Origin of the sequence: Hydrogenophaga sp. NH-16 (genome assembly GCF_004006415.1) — a bacterium.
GTDB lineage: Bacteria > Pseudomonadota > Gammaproteobacteria > Burkholderiales > Burkholderiaceae_C > Hydrogenophaga > Hydrogenophaga pseudoflava.
The window spans coordinates 1,890,038-1,906,437 of the sequence record NZ_CP029344.1 but is presented as its reverse complement, the minus strand read 5'-3'; the positions used below and the strand labels follow the sequence as shown (position 1 = coordinate 1,906,437).

Here is a 16,400-nt window from a genome sequence, read left to right as displayed (position 1 = left end):
ACTCCGGGTATAGTTTTCCCGGACATGAAACATCTGCTGAATCTGCTGGCGGCCATCGCGCTGCTGGTCTGGGGGACCCATCTGGTGCGCACCGGCGTGCTGCGCGTGCTGGGCAGCAAGCTGCGCCAGGTGCTCGCGGCCAGCATGGGCAACCGCCTCACCGCGGCGCTGTCGGGACTGGGCGTCACCGCCCTGGTGCAGTCCAGCACCGCCACCGCCCTCATCACCGCGTCCTTCGTCGGCCGCGGCCTGATCACCCTGCCCGCGGCCCTGGCCGTGATGCTGGGCGCCGACATCGGCACCAGCGTGATGGCGGTGGTGTTCTCCTTCGACCTGTCCTGGCTCTCGCCGCTGTTCATCTTTGTGGGCGTTACGCTGTTCATCCTGCGCCAGGGCACCCAGGTCGGTGACGTGGGGCGCGTGCTGATCGGCCTGGGCCTGATGCTGCTGGCCCTGCAGCTGGTGAGCCAGGCCACGCACGTGCTGACCGCCAACCCCGCGGTGCAGCTGATGCTGGAATCGCTGACCAGCGACCGCATGCTGGAGATCCTGGTCGGCGCCACGCTGGCAGTGCTGTCGTACTCCAGCCTGGCCGTGGTGCTGCTGACCGCGACGCTGGCCATCAATGTGGTGGGCATCGACGTGGCGCTGGGCCTGGTGCTGGGAGCCAACCTGGGCAGCGGCCTGCTGGCGGTGCTGACCACGGCCAAAGCCAACCGCGCCACGCGCCAGGTGCCGCTGGGCAACCTGCTTTTCAAGCTGATGGGCGTGGCCATCGCGCCGGCGCTCATTCCGTTCTGGCTGCGCTGGGTGCCGCCCTGGGTACCGGACCCGGCAGCGCAGACCGTGCTGTTCCACCTGTGCTTCAACCTGATGGTCGGCCTGGTCTTCATCGGCCTGACCGGCACCGTGGCCCACTGGGTGGAGAAGCTGCTGCCGCTGCAGAAAGCCGGCAGCGCGCTCGAACGCCCCAATCACCTCGACCCCTCCGCCCTGGCCACGCCATCGCTGGCGATCTCGTGTGCGGCGCGCGAGGCCCTGCACCAGGCCGATGTGGTGGAAACCATGCTGCGTGGCGTGATGACTGTCATCCGGACCAACGACCTGCAGCTGTCGCAGGACCTGCGCAAGATGGACGACACGGTGGACGACCTGTATTCGGCCATCAAGTACTACCTGACCAAGATCTCGCGCGAGCAGCTCAACGAGAAGGAAGGCCGGCGCTGGACCGACATCATCAGCTTCACCATCAACATGGAGCAGATCGGCGACACCGTCGAGCGCGTGCTGCTGGACATCGAGGACAAGAAGATCCGCAAGGGCCGCGAGTTCTCCGAAGCCGGCATGACCGAGATCAGCGCGATGCACGCGCGGCTGCTGGACAACCTGCGCCTGGGCATGAGCGTCTTCCTTGACGGCGACGTGCGGGACGCGCAGCGCCTGCTGGAAGAAAAGGTGCGCTTTCGCGAGATGGAGCGCGAATACGCCAGCAGCCACCTTGAGCGCCTGACCGAACGCGCGGCCCCCAGCATGGAAAGCAGCTCGCTGCACATCGACCTGATCAGCGACCTCAAGCGCATCAACTCGCACATCTGTTCGATCGCCTATCCCATCCTCGACTCGGCCGGCGCGCTGGCGCCCAGCCGCCTGCGCGAAAGCCGGTTGCAGAGCCTGGAGACACCGCACGGCCGGCACTGAACATCCGCCCCACGCTCCGCCGCCACGCGGGTCGCTGCCCCCAAGGGGCTACTTTCATCTTGGGGCGGCCCTGCGATGAAAGTGCTGGGTGGTGTGCTAATCTGGCCGGCACACCTGTTGACGGAGACACCCTCATGCCCGGACTGCTGCCCCACATCGATCCCGACGGACTGCTGGAATTTTCGGTGGTCTACACCGACCGCGCGCTCAACCACATGTCGCGGCGCTTCCAAGGTGTGATGACCGACATCTCGGCCATGCTCAAGCAGGTCTATGGCGCGCACTCGGCGGTGCTGGTGCCCGGCAGCGGCACCTTCGGCATGGAGTCCGTCGCGCGCCAGTTCGCGCACGGAAAGCACGTCATGGTGATCCGCAACGGCTGGTTCAGCTACCGCTGGACGCAGATCTTCGACATGGGTTCGATCCCCTCCAGCCACACCGTGCTCAAGGCGCGCAAGACCGCTGACGGTGCGCAGTCTCCCTGGACGCCCAGCCCGATCGAGGAGGTGAAGGCGGCCATCGCCAAAGAGAAGCCGGCGCTGGTGTTCGCACCGCACGTCGAGACGGCCGCCGGCATGATGCTGCCCGACGACTACCTGCAGGCGGTGGCCGAGGCCGTACACGCCGTGGGCGGCCTGTTCGTGCTGGACTGCATCGCCTCCGGCGCCATGTGGGTCGACATGAAGACCACCGGCGTCGACATCCTGATCTCCGCACCGCAGAAGGGCTGGAGCAGCTCGCCCTGCTGCGCCATGGTGATGCTCAGCGAGCGCGCCCGACAGGCCATCGACGCCACGCAGAGCACCACCTTTGCCATGGATCTGAAGAAGTGGCTGCAGATCATGGAGACATACGAAGGCGGCGGCCACGCGTACCACACCACCCTGCCGACCGATGCGCTGCAACGCCTGCGCGACACCATGAAAGAGACCGAGGCCTACGGCTTTGCCAAGGTGCGCGATGAACAGGTCGCTCTGGGCCGCGAGGTGCGTGCGCTGCTGGAATCGAACGGTTTTGCCAGCGTGGCCGCACCCGGCTTCCAGGCACCCGGCGTGGTGGTCAGCTACACCAGCGACCCCGACATCCAGAACAGCAAGAAATTCCTCGCCGCCGGTCTGCAGACCGCCGCCGGCGTGCCGCTGCAGTGCGACGAAGGCGCCGACTTCAAGACCTTCCGCATCGGCCTGTTTGGTCTGGACAAGTGGCACGACGTGGCGGGCACCCTCTCGCACCTGCAGGATGCGCTGAAAGTGGTAAGTCCAAAGATATAATCACGCCGCTTTCCGACCGGAAAAGGAGCCCCACAACGGGCTCCTTTTTTCTTGTGTTCCGCCCGTCAAGCGGAGGGAAGCGATTCAGCGTTTTTGTTTTTTCAGGGAGTTCCCATGCAAACCACGACGAAGCTCGTCGCGCTCGGCGCGATGGCTGTGATGACCTGCGCCGCCGCGGCGCAAACCGTTCAGAAAAAGGCCAGTGCCGGCGCCGCCAAGGGCGAGGCCTATGTGGAAAAAGGTCTGGCCTCGCAAGGCCTGGACGGACAGGTGTACGGGGAGCTCGGCCTGAGCTTCCTGAACTACAGGATCGCCCGCGCCGGCATCTCGGCCAAGCCCATCATGCTGCGCGCCGTCGCCGGCTACGACTACCACCCCAACCTGGCCGCCGAAGCCATGCTGGGCCTGGGTCTGCGTGGCGCCGATGCCGTGGGGCCCTGGGGCACCGCCTACAGCGTGAGCGCCGGCACCCTGCTGGGCGCCTACGCCAAGCCGCGGCTGCGCATCGGTGGTGAGACCGAGTTCTTCGCACGCCTGGGCATTGCCAACGCCGGCACCAGCGTCGGCGGCTACACCGGCACCGACGGTGGCGCCGGCCTGTCCTACGGGCTGGGGTTCAAGACCGTGACGCCGTGGAAGTCCTTCGGCAACCGCCCGGTCAGCGTGGCCGCCGACTACATGACCTACTACAGCGGCAGCGGCGTGAAGCTCACCGGCTTCACGCTGGGTGCCGGCGTGGCCTTCTGAAGCAAGCTCGCCTTGAGTCCAAGGGCCACCTTCCGGTGGCCTTTTTTGTTGTGCCCACGGCCTACATTTCATTACCTCGTTTGCGCAGCGTTGTCCCAATCACCGGAACCCGCTGTCCCGCGCGTCCCTCCTACCGGGTGTTGGCCTGTCCGGGTCAGCGATCTTCACAACCAGGAGGTTTCATGAAACGACGTCTGCAAACAGTGCTCATCGGCTCCGCTTCGCTGCTCGCCCTCGGCGCGCAGGCCCAGGGGGTGTACGGCGAGGTGGGCTACAGCCAGTTCAACCTCAAGCAGGACAGCCGGGGCTTCGACGCCAAGGTCAAGCCGACCGCCGCCCGCGCCATCGTGGGCGTGGAACTCGCGCCGCACCTGGCCATCGAGGGCCACGCCGCCACCGGCCTGAAGGACGACTCGGTGCGCATCGGGCCGGCCAGGGCCACGGGTGAGGTCGACAACATGCTGGGGGCGTTCGTCAAACCCAAGGTGATGATGGGCGACACCGTGGAGCTGTACGGCCGGGCCGGCGTGGCCAGCACCAAGGTGAGCACCTCGGCGTTCGGCGTCGGCGACTCGAACCGCACCACCGGCTTCGCCTATGGCGGTGGCGCGAGCTTCAGCCTCACGCCGCAGCTCTCGCTGAACGCCGACTACATGAACTACCTGGACCGCCGCGGGACCAAGGTCGACGGCGTCACCTTCGGCGTCGGCTTCAAGTTCTGACCGTTGCCGGCTCACCATTGAAAAAGCCCCGGGGCTGCTGGCTCCGGGGCTTTTTTTTTATGGCTCTCTGGCTCAGGGCAGGAGCACGGTGCACCCAGTGGTCTGGCGCGCCTCCAGGCTCTCGTGCGCCTTCCTCACATCGGTCAGTGCGAAGCGCTGGTCGATGCGGATCTTCACCGCGCCGCTGCCCACCACGTCGAACAGGTCGTCAGCCATGGCCTGTGTGCGCTCGCGGCTGCTGATGTGGGTGAACAAGGTCTGGCGCGTGACGTAGATCGAGCCCTTGGGACCCAGGATGCCCGGCGCGAATGGCGCCACCGGGCCGCTGGCGTTGCCGAAACTGACCATCAGACCAAACGGCCGCAGGCAGTCCAGTGACTTGTCGAAGGTGTCCTTGCCGACCGAGTCGTAGACCACCTTCACGCCCTGGTCGCCGGTGATTTCCTTCACGCGTGCCGCGAAGTCTTCGGTGCGGTAGTTGATGCTGAACTCGGCACCGTGCTCGCGCGCCAGCGCACACTTCTCGTCCGACCCCGCCGTGCCGATCAGGCGCAGGCCCAGGGCCTTGGCCCACTGGCAGGCGATCAGACCGACGCCGCCGGCCGCGGCATGGAACAGCACGAAGTCGCCCTTCTCCAGACCTTCCACCGGCTTGCAGCGCTTGAGCAGGTACTGCGCGGTCAGACCCTTGAGCATCATGGCTGCACCGGTCTCGAACGAGATGCCGTCGGGCAGTTGGCAGACGTTCATCGCCGGCATCACGCGCACATCGCAGTAGCTGCCGGGCTTGCCCGCCGCGTAGGCCGCGCGGTCGCCGACCTTGAGATGGGTCACGCCCTCGCCCACCGCCTCGATCACTCCCGCACCTTCCATGCCCAGTGCCAGTGGCATGGGGTTGGGGTAGAGGCCGGTGCGCTGGTAGACGTCGATGAAGTTCAGGCCGATGGCGTGGTGGCGGATGCGGATCTCGCCCGGGCCGGGATCGCCGACCTCGACGGTGTCGACAACAAGCTGTTCGGGGCCGCCATGGGCGTGGATGCGCACGGCGCGGCTGGTCTGGGTCATGCAGGTCTCCTCAGGTTGGCAATGCCGCACATGCTGCCACGATTCGCGACCGTCCCGAGGGTGTCAGGCCGTCAGCCCCAGGCCAGCCAGGGGATGCCACCGGTCGCTACAGTGCAGGCATGTCGAACCCCTCCCAGCGCCTGACCCCGGCCACCGCGGCCCTGCTCCTGATACCGCCGCTGCTGTGGGCTGGCAACGCCGTGGTCGGCCGGCTGATGCAGGGCAGCATCCCGCCCATCACCTTCAACTTCCTGCGCTGGGTGCTGGCCTTCGTGATGCTGCTGCCGCTGGCCGCCTGGGTGCTGGCACCGCGCAGCCCGGTGTGGGCGCATGGCCGGCGCTTCGCCGTGCTGGGCCTGACCAGCGTGGCGCTCTACAACGCGTTGCAGTACATGGCGCTCAAGACCTCGACGCCGATCAACGTCACGCTGGTCGCCGCGAGCATGCCAGTGTGGATGATCCTGCTGGGTCGGCTGTTCTACGGCGTGCCGGTGACAAGGCGCGCTGCCCTGGGCGCCGCGCTGTCGCTGGCCGGGGTGGTCGTGGTGCTGGTGCGCGGCGACTGGCACCAGTTGGGCACCCTGCAGCTGGTGCCGGGCGACGCCTGGATGCTCGCGGCGTCCATCACCTGGGCCTGGTACAGCTGGATGCTCGCCCGCCCGGCGCCCGGCAGCGAGCCGCCCGAGGTGCGGCGCGACTGGGCCGCCTTCCTGCTCGCCCAGGTGGCCTTCGGGCTCACCTGGTCCGCCGCCATGACCACCGGGGAGTGGCTGATGCTGCCGTCCCTGCCCGAGGGCGAACACCACCTGCGCTGGGGCTGGCCGCTGGTGCTGTCGCTGCTGTACGTGGCCATCGGCCCCTCGCTGCTGGCCTACCGGGCCTGGGGCGCGGGTGTGACCCGGGTCGGTCCGACCGTGGCCGGCTTCTTCAGCAACCTCACCCCGCTGTTCGCCGCGCTGATGTCGGCGACCCTGCTGGGTGAGCCGCCGCACCTCTACCACCTGGCCGGCTTCGTGCTGATCGTGGGCGGGATTCTGGTCAGTTCCCGGCGCTGATCAGTAGGTTCCGGGGTACAGCCCGCCGTCGGGCAGGATGTTCTGGCCGTTGAGGTAGCCCGCCTGCCGGCTGCAGAGGAAGGCGCAGATGGCGCCGAACTCCTCGGGCGTGCCGAAGCGCCGGGCCGGTACCAGCGCCAGCTGCGCGGCGCGCACTTCGTCCACGGTCTGGCCGGTCTTGGACGCCGTGCCCGCGATCGTGCCCTGCAGGCGCTCGGTGGCGAACTTGCCGGGCAACAGGTTGTTGATCGTCACGCCCTTGGCCGCGATGCCACTGCGCGCGACACCGGCCACAAAACCCGTGAGGCCGCTGCGCGCGCCGTTGGAGAGGCCCAGGATGTCGATCGGCGCCTTCACCGCGCTGCTGGTGATGTTGACGATGCGGCCAAAACCGCGCGCCGCCATGCCGTCCACGGTGGCCTTGATGAGCTCGATGGGCGTGAGCATGTTGGCGTCCACCGCCTTGATCCAGGCCTCGCGGTCCCACGAGCGGAAATCGCCGGGTGGCGGGCCACCGGCGTTGGTGACCACGATGTCAAAGGCCGTGCCCGGCCCGTCCGGCGCAGCGAACGCGGCGTCGCGCCCCTCCGGCGTGGTGATGTCGGCGGCCACCGCAATCACGGCAACGCCCGGCGAGGCCGCCCGCAGCGCGGCGGCCGAGGCGTCCAGCACCTCGCGGCCACGCGCCACCATCACCACGTTCACGCCCTCGGCCGCCAGCGCCTGCGCGCAGCCCAGCCCGAGGCCCTTGCTCGCGCCGCACACCAGCGCCCACTTGCCTGCAATGCCCAGATCCATCGTTGATTTCTCCTAGTCCTGTTTGGGTTGCGCCGCCTGGCCGCCGAAGCGCGTCACCAGAAACACGCCCGAGACCACCAGCACCGTGCCGGCCACGATCCAGCCGTTGAAGGGCTCGTCCAGGATCAGCACCCCCATGGCGATGGTCGACATCGGCCCGATCATGCCCGTCTGCGCCGCCAGCCCCGCGCCGATGCGCTCGATCGCCATCATCACCATGATCACCGGCGCGAAGGTGCAGGCGATGGCGTTGAGCACCGACAGCCAGATCACCTCGGGCGCCACCTCGGCGGCGCTCAGCGGCCGCAGCAGCACGAACTGCAGCAGGCACAGCAGACAGGCCACACTGGTCGCCAGCCCCACCAGCCGCATCGATCCCAGGCGCTTGACCATCTCCCCGCTGTAAACGAGGTAGATCGCGTAGCTGATGGCACTGAGGAACACCAGCAGCGCGCCCAGCGCCGCGCCCGGGCCGGCGAAGTCGGCCTCGTGGCCGAACACCAGCAGCACACCCGCGTAGCTCACCGCCATCGCCACCGCCTGCGTGGCGCTGATGCGGCGGCCATACAGCAGCCAGCCCAGCAGCAGCACCAGGGTGGGGTTGAGGTACAGGATCAGCCGTTCCAGGCTGGCGCTGATGTAGCTCAGGCCCCAGAAGTCCAGGAAGCTGGCGAGGTAGTAGCCTGTCACGCCCAGGCCCAGGATGCCCAGCCAGTCCTTGCGGGTCAGCGGCGCCTTCGCGCCAACACCCTGCCGGTAGGTGGCCCACCAGGCCAGGGCCAGGAACATCGGCAGCGCGAACAGCATGCGGTACATGATCAGCGTCACCGCATCGACCCCGTGGCGGTACGCGAGCTTGACGATGATGGCCTTGCCGCTGAAGGCGATGGAGCCGGCGCAGGCCAGCAGCAGTCCGGAAACGAGGTGGGGCGGGCGGGAAGCGGAGACCGTCATCCGGGAATTATCTGCAGGCCACGCCAGCGCCGCTGTCGTGTTCGGCGATGGGAGCCTTCGCGCTCAGTCTTTGGGCGCCGTCAGGCGCGCCGCATCGACGATGCGGTAGGCACGGCCAATCCGGTCCATCGGCTCGATCAGCCCCTCGCGCACGAAGGCGTTGAGCGTGCGGCTGACGGTCTCCAGCTTGAGGTCGAGCATGGCCCCCATGTCCTCGCGCGAGAACAGCGTGCACAGCGTGGGGTCCTGGTCGGTGCGCATCTTGAGGATCAGGCCCGCCAGGCGCTGGCGCGCGTTGCCGAAGTTGAGGTCGGCCAGCCAGTCGTCGGCCTCCTTGAGGCTGCGGTGCCAGCGCTCCAGCAGGCGCTGGTGCAGGCGCGGTGTCTCGCGGTTCAGGCGCTGGATCACCTGCAGCGGCAGGCGGCAGACGCGGACACTGGTCAGCGCGATGGCGTCGGCGTCGTAGGTCGGCCCCATGAGGGCCTCCAGGCCGATCACGTCGCCGCTGCGCAGCACCCGCACGATGCGCTGGCGGCCGTCCACCGTGTTGCGCACCAGCTTGACCATGCCGGCCCGCAGCGTGAACAGCGAGGTGGCGGTTTCGCCCATGCGCACCAGTGCGTGTCCCGGCGCGTATTCGAGGTCGTCGATGGGCGCGTGGATCAGGTTGAAGTCGTCTTCGTGCAGGTCGGCGAACAGCACCATGTCGCGGATGCCGCAGGCGCGGCAGTCGGCGGTGCCGCGCCAGGCCGACTCGGTCTTGATGGGAATCATGGTTCTCAGGGTGTCATTGCACCGGCGGTGTGCAGGCCAGCACTTCGTCCAGCGTGGTCAGGCCTTCGGCGACCCGGGCGGCCCCGGCCAGGCGCAGCGGCCGCATGCCGTCGGTCACGCCCTGGCGGCGCAGGCTCTCCATCTTCGGCTCGCGGTTGACCTTGTCCTTGAAGGCCTCGGTGATGGTCAGCAGTTCGTATAGGCCGGTGCGGCCGCGGAAACCGGTCATGCGGCACTCCACGCAGCCCACCGGCTGGTAGGGCCGGTACTTCCCGCTCACCTGCCAGGGCTTGACCAGTTCGGCCAGCGACGTGAGCGAGGCCTCGGCCGCCGCATCGTCCTCGCGCACCTTGCACGACGGGCAGAGCGTGCGCACCAGGCGCTGGGCCAGCACACCGAGCACCGTGGCGTTGATCAGGTAGGGCGGGATGCCCAGCTCCATCAGCCGCATGATGGCGCTGGGCGCGTCGTTGGTGTGCAGGGTCGAGAAGACCAGGTGGCCGGTCAGCGCCGCCTGCACCGCCATCTCGGCGGTGGGCAGGTCGCGGATTTCGCCCACCATGATGATGTCCGGGTCCTGGCGCATCAGCGAGCGCAGCCCCTGCGCGAAGTCCAGGTCGAGGTGCGGCTGCACCTGGGTCTGGTTGAAGGCCGGCTCGATCATTTCGATCGGGTCCTCGACCGTGCTGACATTCACCTCTTCGGTCGCCAGGCGCTTGAGCGTGGCGTACAGCGTGGTGGTCTTGCCCGAGCCGGTCGGACCGGTCACCAGGATGATGCCGTGTGGCCGCTTGGTGAGTGCTTCCCAGCGCGGGGCGTCGGTGGCCGAGAAACCCAGTGCGGCCAGGTCCTTGACGGTCGCGTCCGGGTCGAAGATGCGCATCACCAGCTTTTCGCCGAAGGCGGTGGGCAGGGTCGAGAGGCGCATTTCCACCTCGTCGCCCTTGCCGTTGCCGCGCTCAGGCCGCAGCGTCTTGATGCGGCCGTCCTGCGGGCGGCGGCGCTCGACCACGTCCATGCGGCCGAGCAGCTTGATGCGCGCGGTCATGGCATTCATCACCGTCATCGGCATCTGGTAGACCGGGTGCAGCACACCGTCGATGCGGAAGCGGATCACGCCCTGGTCGCGGCGCGGTTCGAGGTGGATGTCGCTGGCGCGCTGGTCGAAGGCGTACTGCCAGAGCCAGTCGACCACCTGCACCACGTGCTGGTCGTTGGCGTCCAGCTTGTTGGCCTTGCCCAGCTCGACCAGCTGCTCGAAGGTGCCGAAGGGGTTGCTCTGGTTGCCCATCTTGCTGGCCGCCCGGACGGACCTGGCCAGCGCGAAGAACTCGGCCGTGTAGCGTGCGACATCCTGCGGCGGCGAGACCACCACGCGAACGCTCTTGCGCGTCTGGCGCTCGACCTCGGGGATCCAGTCGCGCACAAAGGGCTCGGCCGTCGCCACCACCACCTCGGCGGGCCCCACCTGCACCGGCAGCACCTTGTGGCGCTCGGCGTAGGCCGCGCTCATCACGTCGCCCACCTTGCCCACATCGACCTTGAGCGGGTCGATGCGGAAGAACTCCATGCCGCTGCGCGCGGCCAGCCACTGCGTGAGCATCTCCACGTCGAGCACCTGGCCGTCCGACTGGCGCGACATGCCCACCACCGCCAGCCGCACCAGCGGATGCTGGGCGCTGTGGGCCGAAGCGCAGCGGGCGATGGTGCGTGCGGCCTCGTCGGCCGAGATCACGGCGTCCTCCCGCAGCCATCCCACCAGGACACGCCAGTCCAGCGGACCGGCGTCGGCGGTTTTCGGGGCGGCGGGCTTGTGGGTGGTTTTCATGCGGGTCTCATTCAACCGGTTTGAAGATGCGCAGCCATTTCACCGCGGGCAGGTCCCAGCGCGTGCGGATCTCTTCCGCGCGGGCCAGCAGTTCCATGCGCGTGGGTCGCTGGGGGGTGCGCTGCGCCAGAACGATGGTATTGCCTTCGCGCGTGGGCTTGAAGGCCCAGACCGCGTCGCGCCCGAACGCGGCGCAGATGCTTTCCAGCGAGCGCTCGTAGCTGGCATCGCGGCCGAACAGGTTGACCGTCATCGCGCCCTCGTCGGTCAGCAGGGCGCGGCAGTCGGCGTAGAAGTCGGGGCTGTCGAGCACGGGCGCCGCCGCCTCGTGGTCGTACAGGTCCACCTGCAGGGCGTCGATGCTGCCCAGGTGCACCGCCTGGCGAACCTCCTGCGCCGCGTCGGCCAGCAGCACGCGCAGGCGTGGCCCGTCGGGCGGCAGCTTGAACCAGCCGCGGCAGGCGGCGACCACCTGCGGGTTGATCTCCACCGCCGTGGTGTCCATGCGCAACTTTTTGTAATGGAACTTGGTCAGCGCGGCCGAGCCCAGGCCCAATTGCATGGCTCGGCGTCTGGACACCGAGTCGGGGTCGACAAACAGCAACCAGGCCATCATGCGCTGCACATAGTCCAGCTCGATGGCGAAGGGGTCGTCGATGATCATCGAGCCCTGGATCCACTCGGTGCCCAGGTGCAGGAAACGCACCTCGCCGTCTTCAGAGAGTGTGACGTCCGGCAGCGCGCCGGCTGCGGCGCGTGAAGAACTCCTCATCGGGGCGCCCTCCACTCACAGGAATGCGACAGCGGCGGCGCAAACGACACGGCGTTGCGCGTCAAGGCGTCGGCCTGTCGAAAAGAGTTCGCATGGGCGAAGGAAGATCGCATCGGGACAAGGTGTTCCAGGAGAAAGGATTCATTATGAACATGGAAGTGGTCTGGAATTTCCTCAGCACCCAGGGGGCCGACTTCGGCCTGAAGATCCTGGGCGCGATTGCGGCCTGGGTGGTCGGGCGCTGGCTGATCGCGCTGGCGGTGCGGCTGATCGGCGCGGCGCTGGAGAAGGGCCGCAAGATCGACGCCACGCTCACGCAGTACCTCAAGTCCATCATCTCGGTGCTGCTGACCCTGGTGCTGGTGCTGGCCATCCTGGACATCTTCGGCATCAAGACCACCTCGTTCGCAGCCCTGCTGGCCGGCGCGGGCCTGGCCATCGGCGCGGCCTGGAGCGGCATGCTGGGCAATTTCGCGGCCGGCCTGTTCCTGCAGGTGCTGCGGCCCTACAAGGTGGGCGACTTCATCAACGCCGGCGGCACGCTGGGCACCGTGAAGGAACTGGGCCTGTTCGCCACCACGGTGCTCACGCCGGACAACGTGCTGACAGTGGTGGGCAACAACAAGGTGTTTGCAGACAACGTGCAGAACTTCAGCGCCGAGCCATACCGCCGCGTGGACTGCGTGGCCAAGGTGGCCAACAGCGTGGACGTGATGGACGCCATGGCGCGCCTGCGGCCGGTGATCGCTGCGATCCCGAACGTCAAGGCCTCACCGGCCCCGGACATCGAGATCCTGCAGTTCACGCCCGAAGGCCCGCTGCTGTGTGTGCGCCCGTACACGCACACCGACCACTACTGGCAGGTCTACTTCGACACCAACAAGGCCATCGTGTCGACCTTCGGTGCGGCGGGGTACCCGGTGCCGGAGACGCCGATGGCACACCGCACGGTGTGAGGGCTCAGTCCAGCAGACCGCTGGCCCCGAACACCTCGGCCCACGCCGCCAGCTTGCGCTCGAACGACCAGCTGGCGTTCGCCGGGCTGGTGGACGGCAGCCGGTACACCGGCAGGCCCCACGCCTGCGTGTGCCTCGCATGCCGAAAACTCTCGCCACCGTTGTGGGCAATGGCCACCAGGTTCGGGCACTCGCGAAGCACAAGGCCGAAGTCGTTGAGTTCGGCGTTGCGGATGGCCGTGTCCAGACTGCCCTCGCGCTCGCAGGCAGCATAAACATCCCAGATACCCAGCCCGCGCTCGCGCACCACGGCCAGCCGCTCCGCGTAGCCCAGGGCCACCAGATCCACCGACCAGAGCGCCCCCAGAATCTTCCAGAACTGGTTCTGCGGGTGGCCGTAGTAGCGCTGCTCACGCAGCGAAGCCACACCCGGGAAGCTGCCCAGCACCAGCAGCCGGGTCTGCGGCCCGATCACCGGCGGCAGGCCGACCAGGCGGGTCATGAGGTCACCGGCGCCAGCGCCGCCAGCCGCGGCAGCACACGACAGGCGTTGGCGCTGGTCGTCGCCGCGAATTCGTCGGGCGCCATGCCCCGCAGCCCGGCGATCACGCCACCGATGCGCGGCAGCTCGGCCGGTGTGTTCAGTCCCTGCGCCTGGCCCGCGGCCCGTTCGGCGGCGGTGGCGTAGAGCCACTGCGGCGGGATGTCCGGCGCGTCGGTCTCCAGCACCACCGCCGACAGCGGCAGTTCGGCCGCCAGCGCGCGCAGGCGCTTGGCCGGCTCGAAGGTGGACGCGCCGCCGAAGCCCAGCGCGAAGCCCAGGTCGGTGAAGGCGCGCGCCTGTTCGGCGCTGCCGCTGAAGGCGTGGGCGATGCCGCCGCCGGTGGGCAGCTCACGCAGGTGCTTGAGCAGCCCATCCGCGCTGCGGCGCACGTGCAGGATCACCGGCAGGCCGTGCTGGCGCGCCAGCCGCAGCTGGGCGCGGTAGAAGCGCTCCTGCCGTTCGCGCATGGCGGGTTCGCACAGGGCCGGCACAAAAAAGTCCAGCCCGATCTCGCCCACCGCCACCATGCGCGGGTCGTTGCGGTGTTCGGTGAGTGCCGCGTCCAGCGCATCCAGGTCTTCGTCCGCGGCCCGGGGCACGTACAGCGGGTGGATGCCCAGCGCGTAGGCGTCGCCCAGCCGGTGTGCCAGCCGCCGCACCGTGTCCAGGTTCTGCCGCATCACCGCCGGAATCACGCACAGCCCCACGCCGCGCTGCGCTGCCAGCGTGCGCGCCTGCACGGCAAGCGCGTGATCGGCGCCGAATTCGGGGGCGTCCAGATGGCAGTGCGTGTCGATCCACATCGGGGGTATAACTCCTCGAACGATTGTGCCCCGACCCCCGGGGCCGCTAGGCTCCACGGAGGAATTCCCATGTCACTGCGCACCACCCGTTTGTTTTCCATCGCGACCCTGGCCATCGCCGGCACGCTGGGGGCCTGCGCCGCCCCTGCGCCCCCGTCGGCGCCCGAACCGCTCTGGGGCAGCGAGTGGCGGCTGCAGTCCATCGCCGGTCAGGTCGCGCTGCCGCAGCCGGCGGCCACGCTGGTTTTCCCACAGCCGGGGCAGGCAGTGGGCCACGGCTCCTGCAACCGATTTTCCGGCGCGGTAGAGATCGACCGGGATCGCCTGAAGTTCGGTCCGCTGATGTCCACCAAGATGGCCTGCATCGGTGGGGCCAGCGAGCAGGAGTCGCGCTACCTGGGCGCGCTGCAAAAGGCCCAGCGCTACGAGGTGCAGGGCGACACGCTGCTGATCCACGCGCAGGGCATGGACCAGCCGCTGCGCTTCGTCAGGACAGCACCCCGGAAGTGAGCCGCAGCACCCGGCCGCAGCGTGCGGCCAGGGCATCGTCGTGGGTGACGACGATGAAGGCCGTGCCCTGGTCGCGGGCCAGCTGCATCATCAGTTCGAACACGCCATCGGCCGTGCTGCGGTCCAGGTTGCCGGTGGGTTCGTCGGCCAGCACGCAGGCCGGCTTTGTCACCAGCGCGCGCGCAATCGCCACGCGCTGGCGCTCGCCGCCCGAGAGCTCGGCCGGCCGGTGCAGCAGCCGTTCGGACAACCCGACCTTGGCCAGCACCTGGGCCGCCTGGGCGCCCGCCTCGGCGCGCGGCATGCGGCGGATCCACAGCGGCATGGCGACGTTGTCGCGCGCGCTGAACTCGGGCAGCAGGTGGTGGAACTGGTAGACGAAGCCCAGGTGGCGGTTGCGCAACTCGCCCTGTTGCGCCGCGCTCAGGCCGGCGAGCGGCTGCCTCATCAGCGTGACGCTGCCGGCGGTGGGTGCGTCCAGCCCGCCCAGCAAGTGCAGCAGCGTGCTCTTGCCCGAGCCCGAGGCACCGACGATGGCCACGGTCTCGCCCGCGCGCACCGTGAGGTCCACGCCCTGCAGCACGGTCACGTCCAGCCGGCCTTCGGTGAAGCGCTTGGTCAGGCCTTGCGCCTGGAGAACAACATCATTCATATCGAAGCGCTTCGGCGGGGTTCACGCGGCTGGCGCGCCAGCTCGGGTAGATCGTGGCCACAAACGAGAGGATCAGCGAGATCACCGCGATCGGCAGGATGTCGGCGCGCTGCGGGTCGCTGGGCATGCGGCTGATGAGATAGACGTCCTGCGGCAGGAAGCTGGCGCCCAGCGCGCGCTCGAGCGCCGGCACGATGGTGTCGATGTTGAAGGCGATGCCCAGCCCCAGCAGCAGACCCAGGCCGGTGCCGATCACGCCCACCATGGCGCCCTGCACCATGAACACGCCCATGATGCTTTTCGGGCTCGCGCCCAGGGTGCGCAGGATGGCGATGTCGGCGCGCTTGTCGGTCACCGTCATCACCAGCGTCGACACCAGGTTGAACGCCGCCACCGCGACGATCAGCGTGAGGATGATGAACATCATGCGTTTTTCCAGCTGCACGGCCGCGAACCAGGTGCGGTTCTGGCGCGTCCAGTCCTTCACCAGCATGCCCTCGGGCAACTGGCCGGCCAGGGAAATCGCCACCTCGCGCGCCTGGTGCAGGTCGCGGATCTTGATGCGCACGCCGGTCGGACCTTCGACGCGGAAGATGCGTGCGGCGTCCTCGACGTGCAGCAGCGCCAGCGCCGAGTCGTACTCGTAGTGGCCGGAGTCGAAGGTGCCGACCACGTTCATCTGGCGCACCCGCGGCACCACGCCGGCCGGTGTGACCTGTCCGCTGGGCGCGATCAGCGTGACCGTGTCGCCCATGCCCACGCCCAGGCTGCGCGCCAGCTCGCCACCCAGGATCACGCCGAACTCGCCCGGCACCAGCCGCGGCAGCGCCGTCTGCGACAGGTCCTTGGCCAGGTCGGCCACCTGCGGCTCCTGCGCCGGGTCGATGCCGCGCACGATGGCGCCCTTCATGTCCTCGCCGCGCGCCAGCAGCGCCTGCGCGCCCACGTAGGGCGCCGCACCGACCACCTCGGGGTGCTGGCGCACGGTGGTCAGCACCGCATTGAGGTCGGGAATGGCCTGGCCGCTGGCGTCGTACAGCTCGATGTGCGAGAGCACGCCCAGCATGCGGTCGCGCACCTCTTTCTGGAAGCCGTTCATCACCGACAGCACCACAATGAGCGCCGCCACACCCAGCGCGATGCCCAGCATGGAGACGCCCGAGATGAAGGAGATGAAGCCGTTGCGCCGGGTGGCGCGGCCGGCGCGCGTGTAGCGCCAGCCAAGGATGAGTTCGTAAGGGGTTTGCATCG

General features: G+C 68.5%; 17 protein-coding genes. 7 read left to right on the top strand and 10 right to left on the bottom strand.

Annotated elements, in window-relative coordinates:
• Nucleotides 1-24 precede the first annotated feature (24 nt).
• The 4 genes from DD542_RS09265 to DD542_RS09255 all read left to right on the top strand — a co-directional run bounded on the left by DD542_RS09265 (nt 25) and on the right by DD542_RS09255 (nt 4,438).
• Nucleotides 25-1,698 carry a Na/Pi cotransporter family protein gene (locus DD542_RS09265; protein ID WP_066153192.1) on the top strand — a complete coding sequence of 558 codons (1,674 nt, stop codon included), beginning with the start codon at nt 25-27 and terminating at the stop codon, nt 1,696-1,698.
• Nucleotides 1,699-1,832: 134 nt separating this feature from the next.
• Nucleotides 1,833-2,969: an aminotransferase class V-fold PLP-dependent enzyme gene (locus DD542_RS09260; protein ID WP_127805292.1), complete on the top strand. Its 1,137-nt coding sequence runs from the start codon at nt 1,833-1,835 to the stop codon at nt 2,967-2,969.
• Between the two features lie 114 nt (nt 2,970-3,083).
• Nucleotides 3,084-3,716 (top strand): hypothetical protein, encoded by a 633-nt coding sequence (locus DD542_RS23565; protein WP_164868376.1) that lies wholly within the window; start codon nt 3,084-3,086, stop codon nt 3,714-3,716.
• Between the two features lie 182 nt (nt 3,717-3,898).
• Complete coding sequence (locus tag DD542_RS09255) at nt 3,899-4,438, top strand: porin family protein (protein ID WP_127805290.1); 540 nt, start codon at nt 3,899-3,901, stop codon at nt 4,436-4,438.
• 72 nt (nt 4,439-4,510) lie between these two features.
• Here the strand turns inward: DD542_RS09255 and DD542_RS09250 are convergent, their stop codons facing one another.
• The gene (locus tag DD542_RS09250; protein WP_127805288.1) at nt 4,511-5,503 is read right to left on the bottom strand and encodes a quinone oxidoreductase; all 993 of its coding nucleotides are present in this window, start codon (nt 5,501-5,503) and stop codon (nt 4,511-4,513) included.
• A gap of 119 nt (nt 5,504-5,622) precedes the next feature.
• Here DD542_RS09250 and DD542_RS09245 point away from each other — a divergent pair, with 119 nt between their 5' ends.
• A complete protein-coding gene (locus DD542_RS09245; protein WP_127805286.1) occupies nt 5,623-6,558 on the top strand; it encodes a DMT family transporter in 936 nt (311 codons plus the stop codon).
• On the opposite strand, the gene DD542_RS09240 is transcribed toward DD542_RS09245, so the two are convergent.
• The 5 genes from DD542_RS09240 to DD542_RS09220 form a co-directional block, all read right to left on the bottom strand.
• A complete protein-coding gene (locus DD542_RS09240) occupies nt 6,559-7,356 on the bottom strand; it encodes an SDR family oxidoreductase (RefSeq protein WP_079365534.1) in 798 nt (265 codons plus the stop codon).
• A 12-nt stretch (nt 7,357-7,368) separates the two neighbouring features.
• Nucleotides 7,369-8,310 carry a DMT family transporter gene (locus DD542_RS09235; protein ID WP_127805284.1) on the bottom strand — a complete coding sequence of 314 codons (942 nt, stop codon included), beginning with the start codon at nt 8,308-8,310 and terminating at the stop codon, nt 7,369-7,371.
• A 63-nt stretch (nt 8,311-8,373) separates the two neighbouring features.
• Entirely contained in the window at nt 8,374-9,084 is a 711-nt protein-coding gene (locus tag DD542_RS09230) for a Crp/Fnr family transcriptional regulator (RefSeq protein WP_079365536.1), read from the bottom strand.
• Nucleotides 9,085-9,097: 13 nt separating this feature from the next.
• The gene (locus DD542_RS09225; protein WP_127805282.1) at nt 9,098-10,912 is read right to left on the bottom strand and encodes a GspE/PulE family protein; all 1,815 of its coding nucleotides are present in this window, start codon (nt 10,910-10,912) and stop codon (nt 9,098-9,100) included.
• A gap of 7 nt (nt 10,913-10,919) precedes the next feature.
• Nucleotides 10,920-11,684 (bottom strand): spermidine synthase, encoded by a 765-nt coding sequence (locus tag DD542_RS09220; protein WP_066153165.1) that lies wholly within the window; start codon nt 11,682-11,684, stop codon nt 10,920-10,922.
• A 146-nt stretch (nt 11,685-11,830) separates the two neighbouring features.
• Here DD542_RS09220 and DD542_RS09215 point away from each other — a divergent pair, with 146 nt between their 5' ends.
• The gene (locus DD542_RS09215; RefSeq protein WP_127805280.1) at nt 11,831-12,640 is read left to right on the top strand and encodes a mechanosensitive ion channel family protein; all 810 of its coding nucleotides are present in this window, start codon (nt 11,831-11,833) and stop codon (nt 12,638-12,640) included.
• A 4-nt stretch (nt 12,641-12,644) separates the two neighbouring features.
• On the opposite strand, the gene DD542_RS09210 is transcribed toward DD542_RS09215, so the two are convergent.
• Both DD542_RS09210 and DD542_RS09205 read right to left on the bottom strand, forming a co-directional pair.
• Nucleotides 12,645-13,142, bottom strand: coding sequence for a DNA-deoxyinosine glycosylase (locus DD542_RS09210; RefSeq protein ID WP_127805278.1), 498 nt, complete (start codon nt 13,140-13,142; stop codon nt 12,645-12,647).
• Nucleotides 13,139-13,987, bottom strand: coding sequence for a TatD family hydrolase (locus tag DD542_RS09205; protein WP_127805276.1), 849 nt, complete (start codon nt 13,985-13,987; stop codon nt 13,139-13,141). The genes DD542_RS09210 and DD542_RS09205 overlap by 4 nt, the downstream gene beginning before the upstream one ends.
• A 69-nt stretch (nt 13,988-14,056) precedes the next feature.
• Here DD542_RS09205 and DD542_RS09200 point away from each other — a divergent pair, with 69 nt between their 5' ends.
• Complete coding sequence (locus DD542_RS09200) at nt 14,057-14,497, top strand: META domain-containing protein (RefSeq protein WP_164868375.1); 441 nt, start codon at nt 14,057-14,059, stop codon at nt 14,495-14,497.
• On the opposite strand, the gene lolD is transcribed toward DD542_RS09200, so the two are convergent.
• Nucleotides 14,475-15,149: a lipoprotein-releasing ABC transporter ATP-binding protein LolD gene (lolD, locus tag DD542_RS09195; RefSeq protein ID WP_127805272.1), complete on the bottom strand. Its 675-nt coding sequence runs from the start codon at nt 15,147-15,149 to the stop codon at nt 14,475-14,477. The genes DD542_RS09200 and lolD overlap by 23 nt on opposite strands.
• Nucleotides 15,142-16,398, bottom strand: a complete 1,257-nt coding sequence (locus DD542_RS09190) for a lipoprotein-releasing ABC transporter permease subunit (protein WP_127805270.1) — start codon at nt 16,396-16,398, stop codon at nt 15,142-15,144. Before DD542_RS09190 ends, lolD begins: the two co-directional genes overlap by 8 nt.
• Between the last annotated feature and the right edge of the window lie 2 nt (nt 16,399-16,400).